This window comes from Candidatus Baltobacteraceae bacterium (assembly GCA_036488875.1).
GTDB lineage: Bacteria > Vulcanimicrobiota > Vulcanimicrobiia > Vulcanimicrobiales > Vulcanimicrobiaceae > JAFAHZ01.
Genome location: DASXGW010000012.1, coordinates 225,254 through 249,130, shown reverse-complemented (window position 1 = coordinate 249,130; position 23,877 = coordinate 225,254). Strand labels below are relative to the sequence as shown.

General features: G+C 59.6%; 28 protein-coding genes. 14 read left to right on the top strand and 14 right to left on the bottom strand.

All coding sequences use genetic code 11. The features are described 5' to 3' along the window. The first annotated feature begins 562 nt into the window (after positions 1–562). A complete protein-coding gene (locus VGG89_14185) occupies positions 563–697 on the top strand; it encodes a hypothetical protein (protein ID HEY1977698.1) in 135 nt (44 codons plus the stop codon). Between the two features lie 34 nt (positions 698–731). After that, positions 732–863 (top strand): hypothetical protein, encoded by a 132-nt coding sequence (locus tag VGG89_14180; protein HEY1977697.1) that lies wholly within the window; start codon positions 732–734, stop codon positions 861–863. Here VGG89_14180 and VGG89_14175 read toward each other — a convergent pair. After that, complete coding sequence (locus VGG89_14175; GenBank protein HEY1977696.1) at positions 860–3,235, bottom strand: NB-ARC domain-containing protein; 2,376 nt, start codon at positions 3,233–3,235, stop codon at positions 860–862. The two genes, VGG89_14180 and VGG89_14175, sit on opposite strands and share 4 nt — an antisense overlap. On the opposite strand from VGG89_14175, the gene VGG89_14170 reads away from it, so the two are divergent. Beyond that, the gene (locus tag VGG89_14170; protein ID HEY1977695.1) at positions 3,224–3,436 is read left to right on the top strand and encodes a hypothetical protein; all 213 of its coding nucleotides are present in this window, start codon (positions 3,224–3,226) and stop codon (positions 3,434–3,436) included. The genes VGG89_14175 and VGG89_14170 overlap by 12 nt on opposite strands. A gap of 275 nt (positions 3,437–3,711) precedes the next feature. Here the strand turns inward: VGG89_14170 and VGG89_14165 are convergent, their stop codons facing one another. After that, complete coding sequence (locus tag VGG89_14165) at positions 3,712–5,631, bottom strand: MFS transporter (GenBank protein HEY1977694.1); 1,920 nt, start codon at positions 5,629–5,631, stop codon at positions 3,712–3,714. Positions 5,632–5,773: 142 nt separating this feature from the next. On the opposite strand from VGG89_14165, the gene VGG89_14160 reads away from it, so the two are divergent. Next, on the top strand, positions 5,774–6,640 hold the full coding sequence (locus VGG89_14160) for an alpha/beta hydrolase (protein HEY1977693.1): 867 nt from the start codon (positions 5,774–5,776) through the stop codon (positions 6,638–6,640). 91 nt (positions 6,641–6,731) lie between these two features. On the opposite strand, the gene VGG89_14155 is transcribed toward VGG89_14160, so the two are convergent. Genes VGG89_14155 through VGG89_14135 form a run of 5 tightly spaced genes read right to left on the bottom strand, consistent with a single transcriptional unit; the run spans position 6,732 to position 9,582 of the window. Continuing rightward, positions 6,732–7,289, bottom strand: coding sequence for a DUF308 domain-containing protein (locus VGG89_14155; GenBank protein ID HEY1977692.1), 558 nt, complete (start codon positions 7,287–7,289; stop codon positions 6,732–6,734). A 12-nt stretch (positions 7,290–7,301) separates the two neighbouring features. After that, complete coding sequence (locus tag VGG89_14150) at positions 7,302–7,862, bottom strand: hypothetical protein (GenBank protein ID HEY1977691.1); 561 nt, start codon at positions 7,860–7,862, stop codon at positions 7,302–7,304. Between the two features lie 3 nt (positions 7,863–7,865). Beyond that, entirely contained in the window at positions 7,866–8,423 is a 558-nt protein-coding gene (locus tag VGG89_14145) for a hypothetical protein (protein HEY1977690.1), read from the bottom strand. Positions 8,424–8,433: 10 nt separating this feature from the next. Next, positions 8,434–8,811, bottom strand: a complete 378-nt coding sequence (locus tag VGG89_14140; protein HEY1977689.1) for a hypothetical protein — start codon at positions 8,809–8,811, stop codon at positions 8,434–8,436. 57 nt (positions 8,812–8,868) lie between these two features. Beyond that, the gene (locus tag VGG89_14135) at positions 8,869–9,582 is read right to left on the bottom strand and encodes an alpha/beta hydrolase (GenBank protein HEY1977688.1); all 714 of its coding nucleotides are present in this window, start codon (positions 9,580–9,582) and stop codon (positions 8,869–8,871) included. Positions 9,583–9,793: 211 nt separating this feature from the next. Between VGG89_14135 and VGG89_14130 the strand changes: the two genes are divergently transcribed. Further along, positions 9,794–10,582, top strand: coding sequence for a M48 family metallopeptidase (locus tag VGG89_14130; protein ID HEY1977687.1), 789 nt, complete (start codon positions 9,794–9,796; stop codon positions 10,580–10,582). A 6-nt stretch (positions 10,583–10,588) separates the two neighbouring features. Here the strand turns inward: VGG89_14130 and VGG89_14125 are convergent, their stop codons facing one another. After that, the gene (locus VGG89_14125; GenBank protein ID HEY1977686.1) at positions 10,589–11,848 is read right to left on the bottom strand and encodes a divalent metal cation transporter; all 1,260 of its coding nucleotides are present in this window, start codon (positions 11,846–11,848) and stop codon (positions 10,589–10,591) included. 1 nt (position 11,849) lies between these two features. Then, positions 11,850–12,341, bottom strand: coding sequence for a hypothetical protein (locus VGG89_14120; GenBank protein ID HEY1977685.1), 492 nt, complete (start codon positions 12,339–12,341; stop codon positions 11,850–11,852). 233 nt (positions 12,342–12,574) lie between these two features. On the opposite strand from VGG89_14120, the gene VGG89_14115 reads away from it, so the two are divergent. From VGG89_14115 to VGG89_14100, 4 genes are all read left to right on the top strand, one after another. Further along, positions 12,575–13,129, top strand: coding sequence for an HdeD family acid-resistance protein (locus VGG89_14115; protein ID HEY1977684.1), 555 nt, complete (start codon positions 12,575–12,577; stop codon positions 13,127–13,129). Positions 13,130–13,145: 16 nt separating this feature from the next. Next, positions 13,146–13,457, top strand: a complete 312-nt coding sequence (locus VGG89_14110; GenBank protein HEY1977683.1) for a hypothetical protein — start codon at positions 13,146–13,148, stop codon at positions 13,455–13,457. A 77-nt stretch (positions 13,458–13,534) separates the two neighbouring features. Beyond that, positions 13,535–14,086, top strand: a complete 552-nt coding sequence (locus VGG89_14105; protein HEY1977682.1) for a hypothetical protein — start codon at positions 13,535–13,537, stop codon at positions 14,084–14,086. Then, positions 14,086–15,051: an AI-2E family transporter gene (locus VGG89_14100; GenBank protein ID HEY1977681.1), complete on the top strand. Its 966-nt coding sequence runs from the start codon at positions 14,086–14,088 to the stop codon at positions 15,049–15,051. The genes VGG89_14105 and VGG89_14100 overlap by 1 nt, the downstream gene beginning before the upstream one ends. 7 nt (positions 15,052–15,058) lie before the next feature. Here the strand turns inward: VGG89_14100 and VGG89_14095 are convergent, their stop codons facing one another. The 3 genes from VGG89_14095 to VGG89_14085 all read right to left on the bottom strand — a co-directional run bounded on the left by VGG89_14095 (position 15,059) and on the right by VGG89_14085 (position 18,578). Further along, positions 15,059–15,328 carry a helix-turn-helix transcriptional regulator gene (locus tag VGG89_14095; GenBank protein ID HEY1977680.1) on the bottom strand — a complete coding sequence of 90 codons (270 nt, stop codon included), beginning with the start codon at positions 15,326–15,328 and terminating at the stop codon, positions 15,059–15,061. Positions 15,329–15,480: 152 nt separating this feature from the next. Beyond that, positions 15,481–16,185, bottom strand: coding sequence for a helix-turn-helix domain-containing protein (locus tag VGG89_14090; protein ID HEY1977679.1), 705 nt, complete (start codon positions 16,183–16,185; stop codon positions 15,481–15,483). Further along, positions 16,185–18,578: a helix-turn-helix domain-containing protein gene (locus VGG89_14085; GenBank protein HEY1977678.1), complete on the bottom strand. Its 2,394-nt coding sequence runs from the start codon at positions 18,576–18,578 to the stop codon at positions 16,185–16,187. Before VGG89_14085 ends, VGG89_14090 begins: the two co-directional genes overlap by 1 nt. 101 nt (positions 18,579–18,679) lie before the next feature. Between VGG89_14085 and VGG89_14080 the strand changes: the two genes are divergently transcribed. Both VGG89_14080 and VGG89_14075 read left to right on the top strand, forming a co-directional pair. Then, a complete protein-coding gene (locus VGG89_14080; protein HEY1977677.1) occupies positions 18,680–19,240 on the top strand; it encodes a hypothetical protein in 561 nt (186 codons plus the stop codon). 1 nt (position 19,241) lies between these two features. After that, complete coding sequence (locus tag VGG89_14075) at positions 19,242–19,649, top strand: hypothetical protein (GenBank protein ID HEY1977676.1); 408 nt, start codon at positions 19,242–19,244, stop codon at positions 19,647–19,649. Positions 19,650–19,722: 73 nt separating this feature from the next. On the opposite strand, the gene VGG89_14070 is transcribed toward VGG89_14075, so the two are convergent. Both VGG89_14070 and VGG89_14065 read right to left on the bottom strand, forming a co-directional pair. Then, on the bottom strand, positions 19,723–20,184 hold the full coding sequence (locus VGG89_14070) for a nuclear transport factor 2 family protein (GenBank protein HEY1977675.1): 462 nt from the start codon (positions 20,182–20,184) through the stop codon (positions 19,723–19,725). Positions 20,185–20,634: 450 nt separating this feature from the next. Then, on the bottom strand, positions 20,635–21,276 hold the full coding sequence (locus tag VGG89_14065) for a hypothetical protein (protein ID HEY1977674.1): 642 nt from the start codon (positions 21,274–21,276) through the stop codon (positions 20,635–20,637). 373 nt (positions 21,277–21,649) lie between these two features. On the opposite strand from VGG89_14065, the gene VGG89_14060 reads away from it, so the two are divergent. The 3 genes from VGG89_14060 to VGG89_14050 are packed head-to-tail and all read left to right on the top strand — an operon-like array spanning position 21,650 to position 23,864. Further along, positions 21,650–22,087 (top strand): peroxiredoxin, encoded by a 438-nt coding sequence (locus VGG89_14060; GenBank protein HEY1977673.1) that lies wholly within the window; start codon positions 21,650–21,652, stop codon positions 22,085–22,087. 14 nt (positions 22,088–22,101) lie between these two features. Continuing rightward, positions 22,102–23,355, top strand: coding sequence for an HD domain-containing phosphohydrolase (locus VGG89_14055; protein ID HEY1977672.1), 1,254 nt, complete (start codon positions 22,102–22,104; stop codon positions 23,353–23,355). Further along, a complete protein-coding gene (locus VGG89_14050) occupies positions 23,352–23,864 on the top strand; it encodes a hypothetical protein (protein HEY1977671.1) in 513 nt (170 codons plus the stop codon). Before VGG89_14055 ends, VGG89_14050 begins: the two co-directional genes overlap by 4 nt. The last annotated feature ends 13 nt before the right edge of the window (positions 23,865–23,877 follow it).

Sequence of the window (23,877 nt, the reverse complement as noted above, 5' to 3'; positions counted from 1 at the left end):
TTCCGCAAGCGAGCTTTCTTACCGCCGTCGACGAGCTGCAGCTCGTCGACGAGCGTACGAATGAGAAAGAGTCCGAAGCCTCGGCCACGACCGTTCGTGCGTAACGCTGGATTGTCGGAAAACGTCGGGCCTGCACCGCTATCGCTGACCTCTGTGATGAGGCTAGGATGCTCGTACCAACAGGCGACGCGAATCGTTTCGCCGCTACCGTGTTCGACGGCATTGGCCAGCAGTTCACCGACTGCTAGCTCGTAGTCAATCAGCTGTTCCGCGTCAAGCCACTGTTGCGCACGGCAGCGCAGTACATGCCGAATCCAGCTCGCATTGCGAGCAGACCGTCGGTAGATCGACTCAGACGCCGTCCGCACTTTTCTTGCGCGCTTCTCTTCGCAATTCTTTCGATTATCACTCTAACGGCGCCAGCAGCGACGAACAGACCGGCCGCTCTCAAGAATGGCGAATAGGCGACCAGTTTCTTCCTTGAAAGCCATAATTATCGCGCCAAGGTTCCTTTCCTAGGGGTGCCAATATAGAACCCTCTTGCTTCTTGGAGGAACCAACAGTGCCGTATGTGATGCCGCAACCCAGCGAAAAACAGTCGCCCGTAGCGCGAGAGGACACTCTTTCTAAAGAGCTCCAGCAGCTCTTGGAAGCGCTGGTGCTCTTCGACGTCGAGACTCTTTCCAAAATCGCCTAGAGTTACATACCTGCAAGACGATAGGGAGAACACCATGCCTTACGTGATGCCGCAGCCGCCAAAACGGACCAGTACGAGCTTCGAAGAGACGCTTTCCAAAGAGCTCCAACAATTCTTGGAAGCGCTCGTGATCTTAGGCGCGGATAATCTGATAAAAATCGCCTAGGCGCAAAAAAGACGGCAAGGAGCGTCGAGACTCTCGATCAGCTCCTTTATCGCCGTCGTATCCAGCGTCGTCCCGTGTCGGACTAGCGACGCCAACGTTGCTTCGTCTACGCTCTGCGTAAGGCGTCGGCTACGCGTCTGGAGTACGGCTGCTTCGTCGGGCTGAAGCGGCGTGCCACTGTTATGCCGCTGTCGTTGCGCGTAGCCATAGATCTGCGCGGCCGTTTCATGCGCGCCAACGTCGACGGCGAGTTTGAAAGCCGCTTCATAGAAGTACGCGACGTATAGCCGGTTGCCCGTGCCGATACCTTGATGCGCCGCAACGAGTACCTCTAACGCCTTGTGCCGTTTTCCCCATTCGAGATAGACTTCTGCAATATTGATATGCGCGAGGACGGCATCGGCGTCATTGCCCAACCGCCTCAGCAGCGCCAGGCTGCGCTCCCCGTAATCCAATGCTTGAGGGAACTCGCCGGCCCGCATGGACGTGACGGTAAGGTTGCCGAGTACCTCAACGCAACCGTAGAAATCGCCGATGGCGGTGAACATTTCCAGGCTGCGGCTCAGGAGCCGTTTTGCTTGGGCGTAATTGAGTTTTTGTTGCCCCGCGACGGTCCCTAATGCGCAAAGCGCCACCGCGACGCCTCGCCGATCATCGGCCGCACGAAACTGCTCGAGTGCGCGATGGAGGTGCAGCTCCGCCTCGGTGCCCGCGCCCGTAGCCACCTTGCTGTTTGCCAGCAACAATAACGCGTTGCCAAGCGCGATCGGATCGCCAGCACGTTCCTGTGCCTCAACCAAGGACTTTGCGAGAGCCGGCGCTGCTGGATCGTTGCGCCCAAGCGCGATCTGCGCAGCGCGCTGTAACAGTTCCCTGCGCAGCCGCGACGGGACGTCCGATCCACGCAGCGCGAGTCGAATCCAGTCCCACGCGTCGCTCGTGCGGCCCGTAGCCAACCAGAACGGCCACAACCGCGAAACCAACCAACGGCCGCGCTCGACCTCAAGTTCATCCTCGAGCGCCAGGCGTAAGGCCGCGCGAATGTTTCTCCACTCGCGCGCAATGCCTTCGAGACTCACCTGCGGTTTTATATTCGGCTCGGTCAAAGCGAGCGCGACGTTGAGGAAATACGAACAGTGCCGTTTTCGAATCGCGGGAAGCTCGCTGCATTCAAAGAGCCGCGATAACAAAAAGTCGCGAACGACCTCGAGTAGATAGTAGCGCGAGCTGTACGGATCGCTAAAGTAAGAGACTAACGACTTATCGGTGAGCGACCCTAAGAGTCCCAACGATTTGCCCCGGAGCGCGTTATCGAATGCTACCTTTTCCGCCGCTTCGAACGAAAAGCTGCCGTCAAATGCGGCGAGGCTCATCAATGCGCGTTGCTCGTCGGGCGGCAGCAAGCGAAAACTCCACTCAATCGTGGAACTGAGAGGCGTTGCGGCAACTTCAATCCATGGTATGGATTGAAGCTCTTCAAGCGTCTTTGATGTCGCACGCGCAGCAGCCAGCTCGATGGCCAGAGGAATCCCACCTAAGCGATCGCAGATCGTTGTGACCAGCTGCGATGTCGTTTCACTCATTTCTAGGGCAGAACCAAACGAGCGAGCTCGCTCCAGGAACAGACGAACCGCTTCGTCCAAGGCTGCAATACGCAAAATGCGTTCACCCTGGACGCGTAGGGGCTGCCGGCTCGTCACGATGACGCGAACGTCGTTGGTCACTTGGAGTAACCGGTGGACGAACTGTGCGACCCCAGAAAGTAAATGTTCGGCGTTATCGATGACGATTAGCACATGCTTCTTGGCCATGTCTGCGAGCAGCACGTCTTCGATCACGTCGCTGGAGACGGCCGGCAGGTGGAGAGCGTCGGCCACCGCTTGAGGAATGACGGCGGCGTTGTCAACGTCTTTGAGCCCGACGAACCATACGCCATCGGCGAACTCGGTCGAAAATTCATTGGCGAGCTGAAGTGCCAATCGGGTTTTGCCTATGCCGCCAAACCCGACGATGCTGACGAGACGATGAGCGCGGACCATCCTACGTAGCCGGCGCAGATCGTCCTGGCGCCCGACGAAAGATGACGTCACGATGGGCAGATTGTTGGGAACCGCCGGCACGACATCAGATTCCGGTAAGCCTTTCGCGACGATCTGAAAGATGCGTTCCGAGTCGCCCGAGTCACGTAAGCGATGCATTCCAAGATCCCGCACCTGCACTCCATCGAGGTAATGCGACAGTTTGGAAAGCGTCACGGACAGGAGCAGGATTTGGCTGCTCTCCGCAGTCTTTGCCAACCTCGAAACACGGCTTACCGTCGGTCCCACATAGTTGCCGTCTCGTAATACCGCTGGACCGCTATGCAGCGCCATCCGCACGCGCACTTGCGACCCAGACGTGAGATCGTTCCCACACGCGGAACGCTGGCCGTCAATGGCGGACCGGAGCGCGTCTTGCGGCCTTTTGAAGACGAAGAAAAACGTATTACCCTGCGTCCGAAACAGTCGCCCGTGGAAGCGCTCGGCAATCGGCTGCAGCATCGTGCACGCCAGTTCGCGGGGATTCGTATGTAATGACAGGTCGCGGTTAGCGACGTCAATATCGGCACAGAGAAACGTAAGATAGCCGGTAGGTACCAGCTGGTCCGAAGACATCGGTCACGGGCTTCGCTAGACTACGTAGAGCGCCTTCGCCCGATACCTTGCTCGCCAGCTCGGCTGCAGTTCTAGCGAGCGCGAGAAGCTGTACGCGTTGCGGCAAAGCAGGCGAACCTTCCCTAACTAGTGATAAAACGAGAAAAACGCCGAATTCGGCCGAGTTTCCGTTTAGGTTGCATCAATCTGCCTGTCTACCTAGTTTGTTTGAAAATTGTGCGAGCGGCAGTGCGAAGCTGATCGGAAAAGTCCTCGCGGAAGATGCGCTCCGCTAGTGAGAGCAGCACGCTCTGCATTTGCGCCCGTTGTTCGGGCGGCCAGTCGGCCAGATAGGCTTCTAGTCCGCGATTGCGCGCCGATACGAGCTTTTCGTACACGGTGCTGCCGATCGGCGTCACGCGCACGGGATCGGAGGCGGCAACGTATCCCAGGTCGCGCAACTCTCCGATGACGATCGTAAACGGCTGGGCCGGCGCATTGAGTTTCTCGGCGAGTTGCGAGGGGGACTGCTCGCCGTTCTGTCCGATTCGCAGCAGCAGCCACGTCTGCGCGGCCGTCAAGCCCGCATCAGCCATTTCCGACAGCCTGCTGTAACTGCGCGCCCGGTTTTCGCGCGTCGCCAAAACGGAGAGCGCGCGCTCGATCTCCTCGGCGCTGGTGCGCTCCATCGGCATCGCAAACGTTTCTTCAAAGTCGGTCGCTTTGACGACCGTGCGCAGGGGCTGCTCAGGCATCATCAACGCGATGAGAAACGCCACGATGCCGCAACAGCCGGCGGTGTAGAAGACGGGATGGAGTGCGGCGGCGTAGGCGGCAGCATGCGACGACATGTGTTGTACGGCGATTTGATTGGCGAAGATCGCGCCGAATACGGCGACGCCAAACGAGCTGCCGATGGAGCGGAAAAACGTGACACCCGACGTCGCCGCCCCGAGATCGCGGTAATCGACGGTGTTCTGCACCGCGATGACGAGCACTTGCATCACCATCCCCAAGCCGAAACCGAGCACGAACATGTACGCTTCGAGCGTCCACGTGCCGGTATGCTGCCCTACGCGCGAAAGCAAAAACAACCCGAGTGAGAAAATCGCCGTGCCGGCGATCGGAAAGAGCTTATATTTTCCGGTACGCGAGATGATTTGCCCGCTCGTCATTGAGGTGAACAGCAGGCCGGCCATCATGGCGACCATTCGGAGGCCGGAATCGGACGGGCTTACCCCTTGCACGGTCTGCATGAAGAGTGGCAGGTACGTGATCGAACCGAACATCGCAAAGCCGACGATGAAGCCGATTGCGGAGCTCGTGCTAAACGCGCGCAAACGGAAGAGGCGTGGTGGAAGCAGCGGTTCGGGAGCGCGTGTTTGCGAGTACGCAAATGCCGCAAAGAGCGCGATACCGGCAGCCGCCAAACTCGCGGTTTGATAGGAAAGCCACGGATAGCGCGTTCCACCTAGCGACGTCAGCAGAATTAGGCACGTCGTGCCGGCGGCGATAAACGCCGTTCCTAGTATGTCGATCCGCACGCGGGCAGCCCGCGCGATGGTGGGTAGCGCTGCAGCGGTCACGAACAACGTCACTGCACCGACGGGAATGTTGACGTAAAAGACCCAGCGCCATGAAAGATGATCGACAAAGTAGCCGCCGAGCAGCGGTCCCGCAACGCTAGTGATACCGAACACCGCACCAAACACGCCTTGGTATCGTCCGCGTTCGCGCGGCGAAACGACGTCGGCGATAATCGCTTGCGCGGTGACCATGAGTCCTCCGCCGCCGAGTCCCTGCAGGGCGCGAAACAGGATCAACTCCAAGATGTTGTGCGACAGACCGCAGAGCGCTGACCCGATGAGAAAGATGACGATGCAACTCTGAAAGATGGCCTTACGCCCGAGCAAGTCGCCAAGTTTGCCCCAGAGCGGCGTCGAGACCGTCGACGCGAGCAAATAGCCCGTAACGACCCACGAGAGCTGATCTAACCCTCCGAGATCTCGCGCAATCGTGGGCAGCGCCGTCGAAACAATCGTCTGATCGAGTGCGGCAAGAAGCATGCCAAGCAGCAGCGCTCCAAAGATTACCCCCACGCGCGGCTTGCGAGCGCTTGTTATAACGGCAGCCATGCCGCCGTTATATACCCCGCAAGCGCCGCAAATTGCGTTCCCCAAGCAAACGCCCGCAGCTTCACGCTCCACCAAAAAGCGAAGCAACCAAACGAAATACTAGCGTGCAGGACAGAATAACGAACGCCCGTAGTAGATGCCCATGAGTGCGTTAACCAGGTGCTTCCGCTTTTTACCGCTCACCGCTCTGATTCTGATTGGTGCGTGCAGCCGAACCTCGGCCCCGCTGCTGCCCGCTTCCAACGTCGCCGGTGCGATCGCGAACTCGGCGAAGTTCGTCAACTTCACGAAGCTCGTAAGTATCGGTCATCATCGCGCGCTCTTCATGCATTGTGCCGGACCCGTACGCGGCACTCGCATCGTCTTCGTAAACGGTGCCGGTGATACGCTCGAAGTGTGGTCGCAAGTCCAGCAGGCGCTTTCGAAGGTCGCTCTGACCTGTAGTTACGATCCGGCCGGTATCGGCGACAGCGGCCCGATGCTGGGCAAGACAACGAACTTGGCCAAAGAGGCTTCCGACCTTCACGCGCTGCTTGCGGCCGCCAAAATACCGTCGCCCGAATATATCGTCGGGCATTCCATCGGCGGATCGATGGCCGTGTACTACGCGAGTAAGTACGGCAACGAGGTCTCCGGCGAAGTTGTTCTCGATGCCACCTGGCTTCCGGTGTTCGCGATTCCCATCCTCGACCAAGAGCTTCACGCTGCGAAGTATGACCCTAGCGCCGTGAAGCAGGAGATGCAGAGCGTCACGAACCTGGGATCTCTTTCGCTACGGGTGCTCTCACACGATCCAAAGGTGGGACCGTCACAGAATCGCGCGATCGATCGCCAGCTCCACAAAGCCTATCCGAGCTTCGAACATCTCTGGAGCGAGGGGCAAATTGAGATTGCCCAACTTTCCACGGCTGGAACGCATCGCGTCGTGCCTAACGCCTGGCATTACATCATGCTCGCCGCGCCCCGACTAACGATAACGACGATTGAACAGCTCGCCGGCCTCAAATAGCCGCTGGTGTGCGTCAATCGGGGCCGTTCCGTTTTGCGTCTCGAGCGCTCACTCGTTCCGTCGATGACGCAAGAAACGCCGCTCTCGTCGGTCACCCAGCGACTGCTTTCACGGTGGACATCAACGAACGCAACCGCATGCTGAATGCTACCTGCGCGACGCCATAGAACGCCGAGTAGAACCCGATGGCATAGATTTCCGCCAACGCGCCTTGCGACGGGCTGCGGACGACCCACACGCCGAAAGCAACGGAGACGATGCCGCTAATGATGTACAGCCACTCGCCGGCACCGAGAAGGTCGCGGAATTGAATCCCGCCGGCGATCTCTAACACGCCGGTCACGATCGCCCAGCCAGCAAAGAGATACACGAAAACTTCGGTGCTGCCCTGCGGCATAAACCAGATCACGAAGGCGACGGCGATGCCGACCAGACCTTCGAGCAGTGCCGCCCACCAGCGGTCGCCGGCTACGCCACTCATCGCCGCCGCAAAAGCGAAGCACCCCGCCAAGAAGATGTAGAACCCTAGGACGAAAACCACAGCTTGCAACGTCGCAGCCGGTGCGGCGAACGCCAATACGGCCACTGCGATTGCCGCCAAACCTCTCAGGAGAAAGAGCCACCAGCTATTGGTGAGCGCCTGAATCATGAGCGTGCTCCTCTACGATTTGCGTTCGGCCGCCGCTACGGGGTCGTAGCGGTACGGTTTGAGCGCTTGAAACATGTTGTCGATGCCGTCGCTATCGACTTCGCTGCGTGCGCGCCGATAGAGTTTGCCGCCAAGTGAATGCATCGTCTGCGTCAACGGATGCGGATCCGATTCGGCAACGTCGGCGATGAGCGCGTAGTGTTCGGACGGCAAAACGAGTCCCGCCTCGTTGAGCGCCTGCTTTTGCGTGCGCTGGCCGCCAATATCGATGATACTTCCGGCGACGGCGCCCCCTGCGCCGCCTATCGCCGCCCCGCCGGCGGCTCCGACGGCAGCGCCTGCCGGTCCAGCTAAGGCGCCGAGCAGCGCTCCCACCACGATCGCCAAACCCGTTGCGAACGGAACCGATGAATCGTCGACGTCCACGACGATCTCGTCGTCGGACTTACGGTACACGACTCCGGCGCCATGCACGGTGAGCAGCGAGTCGTGGCGCAGGCGCCAGAGTTCGTGCAGAGCGCGACGCGCGGTTTTGCTCTGGTTGAAGACGACCGCGATGTAGTTGCGCACCACCGTTTACGCGTACGCCGGCGCGTAGTCGTAGGGATACAAGTAATCGCTGTAGTCGTAGTCCCATTGGTCGTTGCGGATCGCGCTCTTGGAACGACGATATACGACACCGCCGTAGCGCTGCGCGAGCGTGTCCAAGGGAGTGGTCCAGTCTTCCGAAACCTCGGCGATGACGGCCGCTTTTCCGCGCGGCAGAGCAAAGCTCGTTTCGTAAGCAGCTTGGTCGTGTTCATCGGCCTTTACCGCGTCTGCGGTCAATCCGGCAACACCGCCCGCGGCGGCGCCGATGCCTGCCGCGGTTCCCGCTGCAATGCTCGCACCCGCCGCGGCGCCAATAGGACCTGCCAGTGCGCCGAGCAACGCGCCAATGCCGATACCGACGGCCGTGCGCAAGCCGGGATCGGTGTCCTTTGTCGCGACGTCCATGTAGCCGTTCGCGTCGCGGTGAACGACCGCCGCGCCGTGAACCGTCACGTCGCCGCTGTTATCGAGCGCCCACAGCGCGTGAAGTGCATCGTATGCTTTCTCGTCGTTATCGACGACGATCGCAATGTAGTTGTCCATAATTCTCCCTTTAAGAACGGACGAGTTTCTTGTTGGCGCGAGCGGCAGCAAGGGCCCGGCTCAATAGACGAGCCGCGATCGTTGCCTTGGCGAGGAGCTTTATGTTGCTCTCGCGCACGTCGGATTTGCCGGCGTTGGCGAGGTCCTTCGCTTCGTGTGCGGCACCATCGAGGACTGTTGCGGCATCGCGCAGATGCTGGCGCGCGTCGGCCTCTTGGCTTTCCGTCAGATCTTTCACTGACTGCGATAAGGCTTGCGCTTGCTTTGCAACCTCTTCGAGGTGCATGCGAATCGCGGTATGATCTTTCGAAGTAGTCACTTGTATTTTGCTGTGGAGCGCTTGCGCGTCTCCTCGCGCTTTGGAAAGCGCTTGCGTTGCAGTACTCATGTCGTTAGCCTATCCTTTCCTGGCGGCATGGTGGGAGTGACTTTAAGTTCCCGGCTCTCACGCTCTCGTTGAAGATGCGTTCGGTGCATACTGCTCCACATAAGAGAGCGCCATCGTCGCGACGTCGAGCCAGCCGCTATCGATCGTTAGAGAGTGGCCGCGTCCGCGCATCTCGGTATAATCCGTAATCTGCCCGTCGCGATTCTCCGCGTCGTACGCCTCGCGCGCTACGTCAGGTGGAACCGTGAGATCGTTGCCGCCGGAAATGATCGTCAGTGGTCCGCGTAAAGGGTTCTTCACGAGTCGGTCTTCGGTTTTGTAATCAATGTATTCCGGTGACACCTCGAACGCGGCTGCATTCGTGGGCGAAACCACGTAGGCGACGTAGAGCTCCTTAGCTTCATCCTCGCTTACCATGTTGGCAAACGATGCTCGAAAGCGCTCGAACGACGGCGGTCTTGCGGTGATGAGATACGGCATCGGTTCGTTCGGAGGAGCCGGGGCAACCGCCACGGTGACTTCCGCGAGCCCACGCCCGGCCAGCACTTCGGCAATGAGCCCGCCGAGTGAATGACCGACGATGACCGGTGTACCCTTGCGCGACGCAATCGTCGCAGCGAAATGATCCACCACGTCGCTTAACGCGCTGGGAGCATCAGGCCAGCCAGGTCGCACGGCGGGATATCCCGCCGTCGCAAAAATCTCGGCCCACCGATCCCAACTCGACGGCTTCAGCCACAGGCCAGGGATAAAAACGACTTCTCGTTCCATGATGCCTTACGGTAGAGCGACGAAGCTGAGAGAGGGAGTGACCTGTGGTCACTCCCTCGGGAGCACCTGACGAATACCGACGATAGCACTGCTCCCGGCGGTCGTGCACTGCGTCCTCGCGATCGAGGAATTGGTTGCCGCTGAGGCGGACAGCGCGGGAAGGGAGTCTCACTCACTCCATCGCGGCCGTCGATGTTGCTAGCGTCGGTACATGATAGATGGAAGATTTCGAGGCTTCATTACCCTCGTTGCCCTGACGCTCCTGATCCCAGCGACGGCACGCGCGCAAGCTGACGACGAGCAGCAGACGGGGGCACAGCTATTCAAACAACTCAGGGCGCAAGGCGAAATCGTCAGTTCGTCTCCGTTGTACGACTCGCTTCGCCCGATCGCGGAAAACCTCACGCGCGTCGTGCAGCCCAAGTATCAATATCCGATTCATTTTTACGTCGTGCACGAACCGCAGCCGAACGCGTTTGCCGCGCCTGGCGGCAATGTGTACGTAACCGACTCGCTCTTTTATTTCGTGAAGAATCAACAGGAGCTAGAGGGAACGCTCTGCCACGAGACGTCGCATCTGCTCCACCACGACTCCGAAAAACTCATGCAAGACAACACGAAGATCCGCGATCGGGCGATCGCGGCCACGATCTTACTCGGGCCGAAGGTATTGCTTGCAGTCGGTCTCATCGGGCAGCTCGACTCGAACCACTATTCGCGTCAAGCCGAGGAGGCCGCCGACCTCACCGGCTCGGACACGTGCGCCGCCGCCGGCTATAATCCGTGGGGACTCGTCTGGTTATTCCAAGATTTTTCCAACGCGAAAATGCCGCAGCCGCCGGAGATTCTTTCCGATCACCCGGACTTTGCCAACCGCATCTCTGCACTGCAGCAGCACTTCCAGCAGAATCCCGCGCGTTTCGCGAACTTCGACAGCAACAAAACGTCGGCAACGCCGTTCGACGTACCGAAAAAGGAAGACGAGTCGTTCCTACGCTGACGCTGCTTAGCTTTGGCCCCAGAACACGAACATGCCGACGGCGGCTAGACCCATCGCTGCAACGGTACCCCAGCCCCAGGCGCGCGCCGGAAGGCTGCTGGTCCACTCGCCCATCACGCGTTTATCGCTCGCCAGCACGACGATTGCCGCGAGCAGCGGTACGGCGACGACGCCGTTAATTACAGCGCACCAAAACAGCGCGGCGATCGGATCGACACGTAGCAAGCCCATGGTCATCGCCATCAACATGCCTACCACGATCAGCGCGTAGAACTGCGGCGCATCTTTCGCCTTTTCGGCCAGCCCTTCACGAAAGCCGAACGCCTCGGTGATGAGGTACGCCGACGACGCGGTGAATGCCGGAACCGCTAACAGGCCGGTGCCGATCATTCCCGCGGCAAAGAGCCACGAGGCTAGCGGGCCGGCAATCGGTTCGAGCGCTCGAGCCGCATCTTGTGCTGACGAAATCTGGTGCATGCCGTGTGCCCCAAGCGTAGCAGCCGTCGTGACGATGATAAAGAACGCGACGAGGTTAGAGAAGATCATGCCGAAGTTGACGTCGAGATGCATATCCGCGATTTCCTCGCGAGTCGCTCCGCGCCGCGATTCCTCGGTCGTGCGGCCGCGCTGTGCTTGTTCTTCGACCTCGAGTGCCGCTTGCCAGAAAAACATATACGGCGTAATCGTGGTTCCCAGGACGCCGACGAGCGTGGTCAGCCAAGCTGCGGTTAAGTGCACCTCCGGAGTGACGAGATGTCGCAGCACCGAGCCCCACGGCGGATGCACGACAAACGCGGTAACGATGTAGCCGAACAATGCCAGGGTAAGCCACTTGACGATCGACGAGAACTGGCGATACGAAAGAAAGACCTGAATAGCAATCAAGGCAACGCCGGAGATCGCGATCCAGATAATGACCGGAAGGTGGAACAGCATCTGGGCAGATGCTCCCATGCCCTCGAGATCGGCTCCCGCGTTGGCAGTGTTCGCCAAGATGATGGCGACGGCGAGAGGCCGTAGCAGCCAGCGCGCAAAGCGGCGCTTCATCGCCGTCGCGAGGCCGACGCCGGTCACCAATGCAATGCGCGCGCACATGCCTTGAACGACGGCCATCATCGGCGTGGTGACGAGAATCACCCACAACATCGAATAGCCGGTTGAAGCGCCGGCGACGCTGTACGTCGATATTCCGGACGGATCGTCGTCGGAAGCGCCGGAAATCAGCCCCGGTCCAAGTACCGATACGAGCTTACGTATCGGCGACACGCTAGTGCGCGAACACCGAATCGGCGACGGGCGTGTCGATCGAATACTGGCCGTAGGTTGCGGTCGCGTCGAGATTATATTGCGGCATTGCGATCGAGATCGTCTCGGTTTGCGGTACGATGTAGCCCTGGATCTGCTGGTTTTGGATAGCCAGCTGGATCGACGATCCGTCTTTATAGAACCAATGCGCGGAGACCGGCTGATAGTCGGCCTCCGTCACCCCGAAGACGACGTGGTCGACCGACGGGTCGCTTTTGGGCTGCGCCTGCAAGAGATACGTTTGCGTTCCGCCGGTGCTGCTCGGTGTTACCGAAGTAACGCCGTACTTCGCCGGCCACGTCTGCGGCACCATATCGAGTGTATACGACCCTTTAAAAAATCCGCCTAACGGCCCCGGCATGTGGGTGATCGCAATGGCGGCTTTCCCCGGCGCTTTATAATAAGCGACGCCGTCGACCCCAGACTTGAGGCCGATCGGCTTGTGCATGTGCACGTCGAAATGAACGGGCGCAGAATACGAAGAGAGACCCTTCGACGTGGCGGCCCGGGCGAGTATTTCGTCGCCGGACAGAGCCCCAACCGAAGCTGGAGCCGCAGCAATTCCAGCTACAACGCCGAGGCAAAGAACGCCCTTCACCATTTCGACCATTGTATCTAAACCGCAGAGGGCGAGGGAGTGAGTTCCACTCCCTTCATACAGCGCGTATCAGGCGATACCCTCGACGCATGAAAACAGCAGTTGCCGACGTCGTCGGTTCGATCCAGGAGGCCCACAAGGAGTGGGGCTGGTACCTGGCGTTGGGCATCGCGCTCATCGCTTTGGGTGCCTACTCGATTTACGCGATGTCGGTTGCGACGATCGCGTCGGTTCTAGCAATCGGCATCATCGTGCTGCTCGCTGGCGTGGTCCAAATAGCCGCAGCGTTCTTCTCGCGCGGCGCCGGCCACGTCATGCTTCTGCTCCTCGTCGGTGCGCTCGACATCATCGTGGGTCTAATGCTCGCCGAGCACCCCGATTTCGGCGCTCTGATTCTCACGCTTTTCCTCGCCGTGCTGCTGGTGTTCGGCGGAGTTTTCCGCTTCGTCGCGGCCTTGTGGCTGCAATTCCCGCATTACGGCTGGGTGGCGTTCTCCGGATTGCTGACGCTGGTATTCGGCGTCCTGTTGTGGATGCAGTGGCCGATTTCGGCTCTTTGGTTCATCGGCTTCGCAGTCGGCGTCAACTTTATCTTCGCCGGCATCGCGTGGTCGTCGCTTGCCTTCAAACTCAAGAACGTTTAAATCGAAAGGATCGATCGTGCAGACTGACACCGTCAAGGACCATCTCAAATCGTTCAACGACCAACTCCAGGCGGCCGCCTTGAAAGACGGCGACCAAGCGAAGGCGCAGATCCGCAGCGCCCTGCAGCACGCCGACGAGGCAAAGACGAAGCTTCAGGCCTATTTGAAATCCGATAACGCGCAAACCAAAGCCGACGCGCAGGCCGCGATGGAAAAACTTCAGCAGGCGACGCAGTCCGCGAAAGCGGCGATGAACGCCAACGGTGCGCAGGTTCAGGCGCATCTCAAAGCGAGCATCGACGCTGCAAAGGCCGCACTGGCACACTGAAAAGCTTAACTATCGTCACGCTCGCCGTCTGCGCGTTCGCCGCTCTACGCGAAGTTGCGTCCGCGCAGACCGCGTCCTTGGCTCTACTTCGCCGTGCGACCAACCCGAACCCAACGCTTCAGTCGTACACCGCCTCGGCACAGCTCTCGGCTACCCTGCACGTCATGGTCCCTTATAGCAAGACGTTCAGCGGCACGGTCTACTATCTCAAGCCGAAGCGCAAAATTGAGTTCCGAAACGTTACTGGTCCGCTGAGTCGTTTTAAGGATCTCGCGGCGTCGACGCCAACTTACGATGCGGCGGTCGACGAATACACGATTACTCCCATCGCAGACGATGGCACAGTGTCGACATACTCGGCGGTTCCTAAGAAATCGGGCAGTCGCGTCAGGGCCGTCACGCTGAGCGTCAACGATTCGTCCGCACTCGTCAGTCACGCAAAATGGTCGTATACCAACGGCGGGACGCTGGACCTCGATCAGACGTACACGAAAGTCGGTGAATTCCGTCTGACGTCGGTGCTTGACATCCGAGCACGCTTTCCAGGCTATAGCGTCGATGGAACTGTGACGTTCAGCGATTACAGGCCGAATGCAAGCGTCGACCCATCCATGTTTGCAACGCCGTGATGAGCGGCGCCATATCGGCGTTCGTCTTACTCTTCATGGGGGTTCTGATCGCAGCCGCGTTGCGTCCGGTCGTCGACCGCCTTGGCTCCCGGATGCCGTTTGGCGCGGCCGTCGGCGTTACGTTCGGCGCCGTCTTTCTCATCGTGGCGATTATCGATTACATGATGATTGCACCGCTAGGCGGGCAGTTTCAGCGCCTTCTGCTGGACGTGCCGGGCTACGTGAAATCTTTGCAGGCGGAGCTCGCAGCCGCCCAACGCTTCGTCAAAAGCGATCAGCTTTCGCGGCAGTTCGCTGGAGCGCTCGCGGGTAGCGCGGCCGGGGCATTGAGCAGTGCCGGCGCCCATATCGTAGCCGGCTCCACGCTCGTCGCGAGCGTCGTCGGTGATACCGTGATCGTTGTACTGCTGGCGATTGGATGGACGCTTTCATCGGACCAACTCGCGTCTTTCGCGCTGGGTCTTCTGCCGGCCCCGAGGCGACACGACTGGAAGCACGCGTTCGACACGATTGGAACACGCCTGGGAGCGTACGCGCAGGGGGTCGTCATCAACGGAACTGTAGTCGGTGTTACGATCGGCGTAGCGCTGGCACTACTCGGCGTACCGTATGGGCTCCTACTCGCCTTCGTCGCCGGGCTGCTCCAAGCGCTTCCCATGCTTGGAGCGGTGATATCAGGCCCAATTGTTGTGCTAGTGGTGCTTGCGACGGCCGGTTGGACGAAAATGCTGATCGTTCTGGCCGTTTTCATCGGAATGCAAGTCATCGATCAGAGCGTGATCTCCCCCATTATCTTTGGACAGCGCGTGCAGTTGAGCTTCCTGTTGGTCATCTTTTCCACAGTCTTGGGAGGGGCATTGTTGGGGATCCCTGGGGCGTTCTTGGCAGTGCCGGCCGCCGCGGCGCTCGAAGTGGTCGTCGTGCAAATCATTGCGCCGGCGATCCGAAGGTCCAACGGGGTTTAAAAATACCCTACGCCACCGTCCGATGCCGCACCGCCATATAGGCTTCGTACATCTCGGGGAGAGCTAGATAGAACAGGTTGATCTGGTCGAGGGGTTCGAGCCGCAACGCTTGGGAAAGCTTCGACAGAAATCCGATCGAAACGCGAATGTGCCGGCCACTTTCAAACCAACGGTACCAATCGCTCGAGACGCCGACGAGTTCGGCGACCTCTTCGCGTCGCAAGCCACTAACGCGGCGGCGCACGGTTGAGGGCAGGCCGACGTCGTGGGGTTTCAACCGAGAGCGCGCTTCGACGAGAAATAGCTTCAGCTTTGCGCGCCGCTCCTCATCTAGCGAGAGCGGACTGGCGCACGCCTGTGGTGCCATCAGGCCTTAATTGTCGCCCAGAAGCCGTTGCCCAGACCACGGCGAGTACCCGTACAGTTGCTCTAGGTTAGCTCCAGCGGCGTCACTCGGTGCACGTGTTCGCCTGCGATCGAGAGGGGTTCGCGGCTCGTGGCGAGGATCGTTACGTTGGGGCAGGCGCGCAGGATGCCCTCGACCGTCAAAGCGATATCGTCGACGAGATGCTCGCAGTTGTCGAGGATCACCAGAATCGTCTTCCTTCGCAAAAAGGCGATCAGTCTGCGGAGATCGGGACTCGAATGGAGTCCGATCCCATCTGAGATCGCCGACGTAATCTGCAGTGCATCGCGTATGGGCGCAAAATCGACAAAACATGTGCCGCACGACCTCGTATTCGCGAGTTCCTTACCGACGCGAAGTGCGAGGCGCGTCTTTCCGATGCCGCCGATACCGACGAGCGTGAGAAGCCGGTGAGCTGTAAGAATCTGAATGATTTTTACGACGTCGTGCTCGCGGTCGACGAAACTCGAGATTTCTTCCGGGAGATTATTCACGGGTACCGCGGGGATGGCGCTGCGGCGCGACGCTGCTCGCTCAAGTTCGGCACGATCGTCCGTTGATAAATCGAGCGCTCGCGACAGTTGCGCGATCGTGTCGAGATAAGGCTTCTGGCGTGCCCCGCGTTCAAGCGCGCTAATGGTTTCGACACTGAGTCCGGCGCGCTCGGCCAGCGTCTCCTGGGGTATTCCGGCCGCGAGCCGGTGCTGGCGCAGCAACTCGCCGAACATCAGATCTCTAGCGCCTCAGCGTGAGCCCGGTCTTCGGTCCAACTCGCGCCCTCGGCCATGAGCGCAACGAGCATTGTCTCACCAAGAGCTTCCCGCAGGGCTGCGATCAGCTTGTCGCGCTCGCGTTGCTCGGTATGTTCTCGAATCGCCCCGCCTCGACCATACGCTTCGTCGACGAAGCCGAGTAGCTGCGCCGAACGCCGGACATCGCGTCGATCCGCTTCCACGTGGTTGCGAAAGCCCGCAACGGCAGCAAGATGTTGCAATGCCCACGACGCACTCCGGCGTAGGCCAATCCTATCCCCGAGTAGCAGAGCTTCGCGCGCGTCGTCACGCGCCTGATCGTAGCGACCCAATGCGACGGCGTAGGCCGATTGATTTGCCAAGATGAAGGCCAGAAGCCACCAGTTACGTTCCTTGCGGTAGAAATTCGAAGCGTCTTGGCTCAACGATAGCGCCGTTTCCGTTTGGTCGGCGGCAAATTCGATCTCAGCCATGTGGACCGCGGTTGCAGCGCCCAGCCGTTCGCACTCGGCATCGCGGTGGATGTGGAGTGCTTCACGAACGAGGCTCCGCGCCTCGTCGAGATCACCGGTTAGCAAACGTACGGCCGCAAGGCCGGCGTTCGCAGCAGCGATGGTACCTTTAGCGCCGGCGGAACGTGCCTTCGCGAGCGCTTGTCGAAACGCCGACTCGCTTTCGACGATGCGGCCGCATCGGCTGAGTCCCAATCCGACGAGATATTGGGCGCTGGCTATTCCACGGATATCGTCCGGCGGCTGTCCGTGCAGAGCTTGCTCGGCGGCGGCAAGCGCTGCCCGCATATCCGATGCAAACTCCGTTGCATGCCGAGCGGCTGCGAGCTCGAGCCTCGCGCGTACCTTGTGCGGCGTGGTTGCGTCGCACGTGTTCAAAGCGGACTGAATCATCGACCGCTGCCCTTCGCCCGACATGACGCCGTACCACATCACCGTGATGGATCCGACCAGACGCTGCGCGATCTCGACGTTCCCGTTCTTGCTCAAACTCCATTCCACCGCCGCGCGGAAATTTTCGCGTTCCGGCTGAACCACCGCATTGAAAAGGCGATCGGATGGTACTTCCAGGGACGTGTCAAAAGGCGCAGCTAGCGCAAGCAACGCGAGAGCGTGCGCGCGTGCGCTATCCCCGTCTTCCTCTCGTGCGCGCAGTTTCTCCCGGGCATACTGTCTTACCGGTTCGAGCAGCCGATAACGTGGGGCAGCCCCGTCAGTTTCGCCCTGTACGAGGGATTTGGTGACGAGCGACGCCAACGCGCCCGATACCGCACGTTTCGACATCTTTGAATTCGCACAAATGGCGACGGCGAGCTCTTCCGAAAAGCCGCCTACAAACACCGAAAGTCTGCGAAACACGAGGCTCTCGCGCTCGTCAAGGAGGCCGTAACTCCAGTCAAAGAGCGTCTCCATCGTCCGTTGCCGAGAGACTACAGTGCGGCGCCGTCCAATAGCAGCGTTCAGATGCTCACCGAGCTCCAAGGCCACGGTTTCCAGTGAAACCACGCCAGTGCGCGCGGCAGCAATTTCGATCGCTAAGGCGATGCCGTCGAGTCGCCGACAGATGTCTGCGACGGTTTTCCGCCCTGGATCGTCAAGTGCAAATCGGCTATCGGCGCCTTGAGCGCGATCGACGAACAGCTTAACTGCATCGTTCAACTCGAGCGTCGGCACCCGGTATAAGCGCTCGGCCTCCGTTGATAGCGGCTCTCGGCTGGTCGCGAGAATCGCTATATTCGGACACTCGCGCAGTATGGCGTTGACGGCTAACGCAATGTCGCCAACGAGGTGCTCGCAGTTGTCGACGACGAGAAGAATCGTCATAGTACGCAGAGCGTCTATCAGCGATTTTAGCCTCAGGCTTTGAGGCAGTCCGACGCCGGCTGCAATTACCGATGGAATCCGCGAAGCCTCGCTTATGGGTGCGAAATCGACAAACCAGGCACCGTCGGATCTCGCCGCTACCAGATCTCCTGCAACGCGAAGTGCTAGGCGCGTCTTGCCGACGCCCCCAGGACCAACCAGCGTGACGATACGATGGGACGTGAGAAGTTCACGCACCTTGGTAACGTCGTGCTCGCGGCCGATGAAGCTCGAGATCTCCGCCGGAAGATTGTTCGCAGGGAGCCGAGCCGCGTCATCGCCACGCGATGCCGCCCTCTCGAGTTCGGCACGATCGTCGACCGACAACCCGAGGGCTTCCGCCAGCGATGAGATCGTGTCGAGGTAGGGCCTTTGGCGCGTGCCGCGTTCGAGCGCGCCGACGGTTTCGACGCTGAGGTGGGCGCGCTCGGCAAGGGTTTCTTGGGCGATCCCGGCAGCTTTCCGATGCCGGCGTAGCAGTTCGCCGAACGTCATCTGACCCTATTCTGCGAATGAGGCAGGGACTCCGACTTCCTCCCTATCGTCGGGGCGGTCTGTTAGCTTTTAGACAGCGGAGTACCCAGGGGGCGTAAACAGTGGACAGTTACGTAGCTATCGTCGTTGACAATGACACCCAAGCATTCGATGCGCTTCACGCGATTTGGCGCCTGGATGACAGTGGAGATATTACGGTGCATGGCGCGGCCGTCGTTCACCGTGACAAGTTCGGCTACACGCAGGTGCGCACTAAAGATACCGACCCCGGTTTGCGCACGGTTCTTGGCGTTGGAATCGGTGCGCTGCTGGGCGCGCTCGCCGGCCCGATCGGGGCCGCCGCCGGAGCAACCATAGCGGCGGGCGCTGCCGCCGGTATCGGAGCGGCCGCAGGTGGCGTCGCTGGACTGACCGCCGACGTGGTAAAGGCGGACGAACACGATCAGGCTGCTTACGAAACGAACTTCGTTATCAAGCCGGGAAAGTCGGCGGTTATCGCCGAGGTTTCCGAGGATTGGACCACACCGATCGATACAATCGCCAAGCAATTTGGTGCAACGATCTTTCGTCGCAGTAAGACCGACATTCACAACGACGCTTGGGATTACAGCTATCCCGGTTACCTTTACCCCTATGATTATGATCCCGAATACGCGCCATAGCATGATCGAGAACTACATTGCTGCGATCTTTCCGACGCTCGAGGAAGCTGCCGCTGCTAATGCGATACTGCTCGACCTTTCTCGCCAGGGAGTCATTCGTCTCGAGCGCTCGGAGTTAGTTGGACGGTCGGTCGATGGGGAGCTCGTTTCAGAAGGATCCGACACGGATGCTTCGATGCTGATCGATGTCGCCGCGCTGCCGGGAGGCGGCGATGAAGAGGCTCGCGACGAGCTCACCGAGGTGATGCCGGCAGGTATGCACGCGCTGCTGGCCCGCGTCGTCGAGTCCGACCCCGTGCCAATCAACGACGCAGTTAGCGCAAATGGGGGCATCGTCTATCGCCGATCGATCGACGAAATCGAAGCGTCTGGTTTGCGTCGCTTTGAGGACGCTTCCGAGATCGATTAGAATGGCCCGTGGGCAACACGTCTACCAAGTACTCGCTTCAGATCACGTCAATCTGCACGAAATTCACAAACGGTCAGGACAGATTGCGTTCCTCCAACCAATCAACATAAAGCAGTCGCTCGGCAAAAAGCCACGCACCGTCCAATTTCGAAAACGTGTCAAGGTAGCGAAGCGTCGCGATCATCAAGCGTCGGCGATCGCCGTCGACGGTGAGATGGTGGGCCAGGCAGTAGGCTTGCCCTGTGGCGCGGTCCTCCGTGAGCGACGATATCGTGCTCTGTCCCACGAAGTGCATAGTCGCCTGATATCTATTCAGATCCGCGAAAACGGGGGCAAGGGCATCGCGGGAGTGTAGTTCTTGCGACGGCTTCGGATTTTTGGCGTCCATAAACACGACGAAGTGTGTATCTGCCGTGAACAATGCCATTTGAGCTGCGGCTTCGCGCCGGTCAGCGCAATAGGCGTAGGTTTCAACAAGTTCGCGGATGGCAAGTCTATCGGCGGCCTCGCCGGGTGAGATTGCGGTGTGTTTCACGATTCAGCTCCTCGCCAGCAATCTGCTTCAATACCGAAGCTTAGCACGGGTCTCCTCGTCATGTGGGAGAGCGACGACGAGCGTCACTGTCTGAGCCTCCCGGGGTGCAAGCGCGGAGTACGTGAATGAAAGTCGACCGTGATATCGCTGCCCTCCCACAGCGCCTGAAATTCGGCGTTCGTGGCTGAAAGCTCTGCGGCCAGCTGCTCTATTTTTGTGCCATCCTCGACGCGTGCGTGGTTGGCTCGCAGCGTCGACACCATTTCGCGGGCGATGGCGGCCCTGTCTTGGTGAAATTGGCGTCGCGTTGGGTCATGCCCGAACTGGCAACACGGCAGCTGACCGAGGAGATGACGCGGCGCTATCCGGATTGGGAACTTCCGGAGTTGATCGCGATGGCCGCGACTCCGGTAGCGAGGGAACTCGCGGCGACACGTCCTTCGCCGGAGCTTACATCGGAGGGATCAACCCATGCTCTCCCGCGATGATAAACCTTGCAACAAGCGTTTGGCCGTTCTCCGTGGCCGCGACGCGAACGTGCGTGCCGGGCGTCAGCATGGCGGTCGTTCCCGGCTCGATGTAAACAACTGGAACGCCGGCCGGGATGTGAATCACCTTTGTGCCGCTGGGAAAGACCATCGTGATCGTTTTTCCGGCGGTACTCCCGCCGACGGACCTCACCGTTGAATTCGCCATCATATTCGGCTGAACGGTCGTTCGCACCGTAGAGTTTGCCATCATGTGGCCTCGACCGTCGTCCATCTTTGTGAAACCTTCACCGGTGCCGCGCAAGGACGGCGCAAAGATGTGCACTTCGGTCGATTGAAACGAACCGTCCGGCTGAGGAGAAACCGTCGTTCCGACAAAGGAATTCGCCGTGACCTTATCCAGCGATGAGCTGCGAATGCCGAAGAGGCGAACTTTTGCGTAGTAAGCAACAGTCTTACGCCCGGATGACGTTTCCACCACAACGGCCTTGCCGTTGACCGACACTACGATGCCGCTGAGAGATACGTTATCCTGGCTGCTCGCCGAAAGCGCTACTTGTGGAACAATCAGCAAGGCACAAATAAAAAGACAAACGATGCGCACGGTGTCTCCATGTTTTTTAGCGGGAGAATGTTACTAGCATACCATGCCGCCAAAGTTCTGAAGAAAGTCTGAAACTCGGTAACTCGGTAGGACGGTGCACCGGCAACCTCGCCAAGGCCGAACCGAAAACGGCTTTCGGGCGTATAAATGACGCCGCGTTCGATCCCGCCGATCGGACGAACCGTGCGCTTTAGTTGCGCCTACTAAGCTTGACCCAACGAGTAACCAAATCGTTCTCATGCTGTAGAGAGAGAGTACAAACTTGTGATAAAGGTTGGTAAACGCGCCCCCGACTTTCGGTTTCCAGCACGAAGGATGCGACCGATAAGGCTACCCTCGGTAAGGAGGTATCGCTCGCCGACTACCAGGGAAAGTGGCTTGTGCTGTTTTTTATCCGAAAGATTTCGCGATCATCTGCCCCACGGAAATCGTTTCGTTCTCGGATCGCTATGACGAGTTCGCACGCCTGGGTGCCGACGTCCTCGGCTGTTCGGTGGATTCCCTCTCGTCACACTGGACCTGGCTGTGCTCTCCCCGGGAGCGCAACGGAATCGCCGGCGTGAAGTATCCGTTAGCCTCCGACATGAGCAAAGACACTGCCCGAGCTTATGACGTTCTCGACGATGCGGGCCTGGCGCAGCGCGGATTGTTTATCATCGACCCGAAGGGCATTTTGAAGTTTGCTACGGTCACCGACAATAACGTCGGCCGCAGCGTGGACGAAGTGTTGCGCATGCTCCAAGCCCTGCAGAGCGGCGGCTTATGTGCCGCCAATTGGAAACCCGGAATCGCCGTCCTCGCTTCGGCGTAGCATTTAATAAAAACGTGCGGAAGTTCGATTTCCTCGTGCGCTTCGGCTTGATGACGCTGGTGCTTTCATTGAGCACGGCGATGGTGCTTTCTTACCTGTTCGCGTCTGGCCAAGAGGCCGAACAAACCCGAGCCGCAGTCTACTCTGCGTTGGCCCGTGTGAGCTCGGATCTCACGCCGGCCTTCGAGCATACCGACATGAGCCATCCGATTCCGCGCGGCCTTGAGGCAACCCTAACTCAGGAAAGTGAGAATCTGGCGGGCCTGGCCGGCATACCCGGCGATCGCGCGCTGTTCTTGTACCGATCGGACGGCACCGCCGTTTTCCCAGCCGGCACCCCGCCCGAGCGGGCCTTGGTCTCGAAGGCGATCGCGGCTCGCGAGTACGTCGTCGGCCCCAAGCAGTCCATAAACGGAGAAAGTCTTTTCCGAGCGTACTCGCCTTATGGGAATCCGAACGACAACAGCGTAGCCGTCGTGATTGGCGTCGATTTTTCACAAGCGCAGTTCGACGCCGATTACAAAAAAGCGCAGCCGTTCGTTTTCAAGGTCACATGGATCGCGTGCGGATTCATCTTCATATCGTTGTTCGCGTTAGCTTTCCAGGCTCAGCGCGAGCTCAACCGCCAACGCCGCTTGGCCGATGAGACTTTCAAGCAGACGATGATGGGCATCGCGGCCATCATCGACAAGCGCGACCCGTACACGGCCGGCCACTCTGAGCGCGTTTCGGGATATGCGGTAAAGCTGGCGCAGCGCATGCGCCTCAGCGCTCGCTTCGGCGAAACGATCGAGATCGCGGCGCTTCTGCACGATGTGGGGAAGATCGGCATTCCGGACGCCGTCCTCCTTAAACCCGCGAGGCTCGACGAGCACGAACGAGCGATCATGGGCTCCCACCCGAGAATCGCGAGCGATGTTCTGAGCGGGGTCGAGGCAATGCGCGAAGCGATGCCGTGCATTCTGCACCACCACGAGCGCTGGGATGGACGCGGCTACCCCAGCGAGCTTGCCGGTGACGACATCCCCTTGGGCGCGCGAATAATCGCTGTTGCCGACACGTACGATGCAATGACTACGGACCGCCCCTATCGCCGTGCGCTAACACCTCACGATGCACGCGTGGAACTGCTGCGCGGCTCGGGCATTCAGTGGGATTCGAGTTGTGTGAAGGCCTTCATCGGGCTGATCGATGGCGGCTTGGTCCCACCGCCCCCGCGTGCCGCAAACGTCGAGGAACTTGCCGATATCTTTGGGCAGCAAGCGTGAACGCGTTCGTGTTGGCTGCGTTAGCGGTCGCGCAAACCTTTTCGCTTAGCGGAACGGCGGCGCGCGGCTTTGCAGTTTGGGTGAGCGGCCCGGCGGATAGAGCCGCAGCCGGCGAATTCGTAATGCGCAACGTAGGTCTCGCGTTCAAGCCGGAGATGATCGTCGTTCCCGCCGGAAGCCGGGTGCGGTTTTCCAACGAGGACCCGCTCTATCACAGCATCTATTCCACCGACGAAGCCAACGGCTTCGATCTCGGTTATTACGACACCGGACCCGGTAAGACCGTGACGTTTACTCGTCCCGGAGTCGTGCCTCTGCGCTGTCACATTCACGCGTCCATGCATGGAACGATCGTGGTTGCCGGCGGCCCGTACGCCTTGGTCCGGGACGGAAGGTTCGAAATCGACGGACTCCCGCCCGAAAAATACACCATTCACTTCATCACGGCGGATGGCGTCGACCACACGCGGGGTCTCACCCTCGACCGGAACAGGACGATGAATCTTTGATCGGAGTAAATTG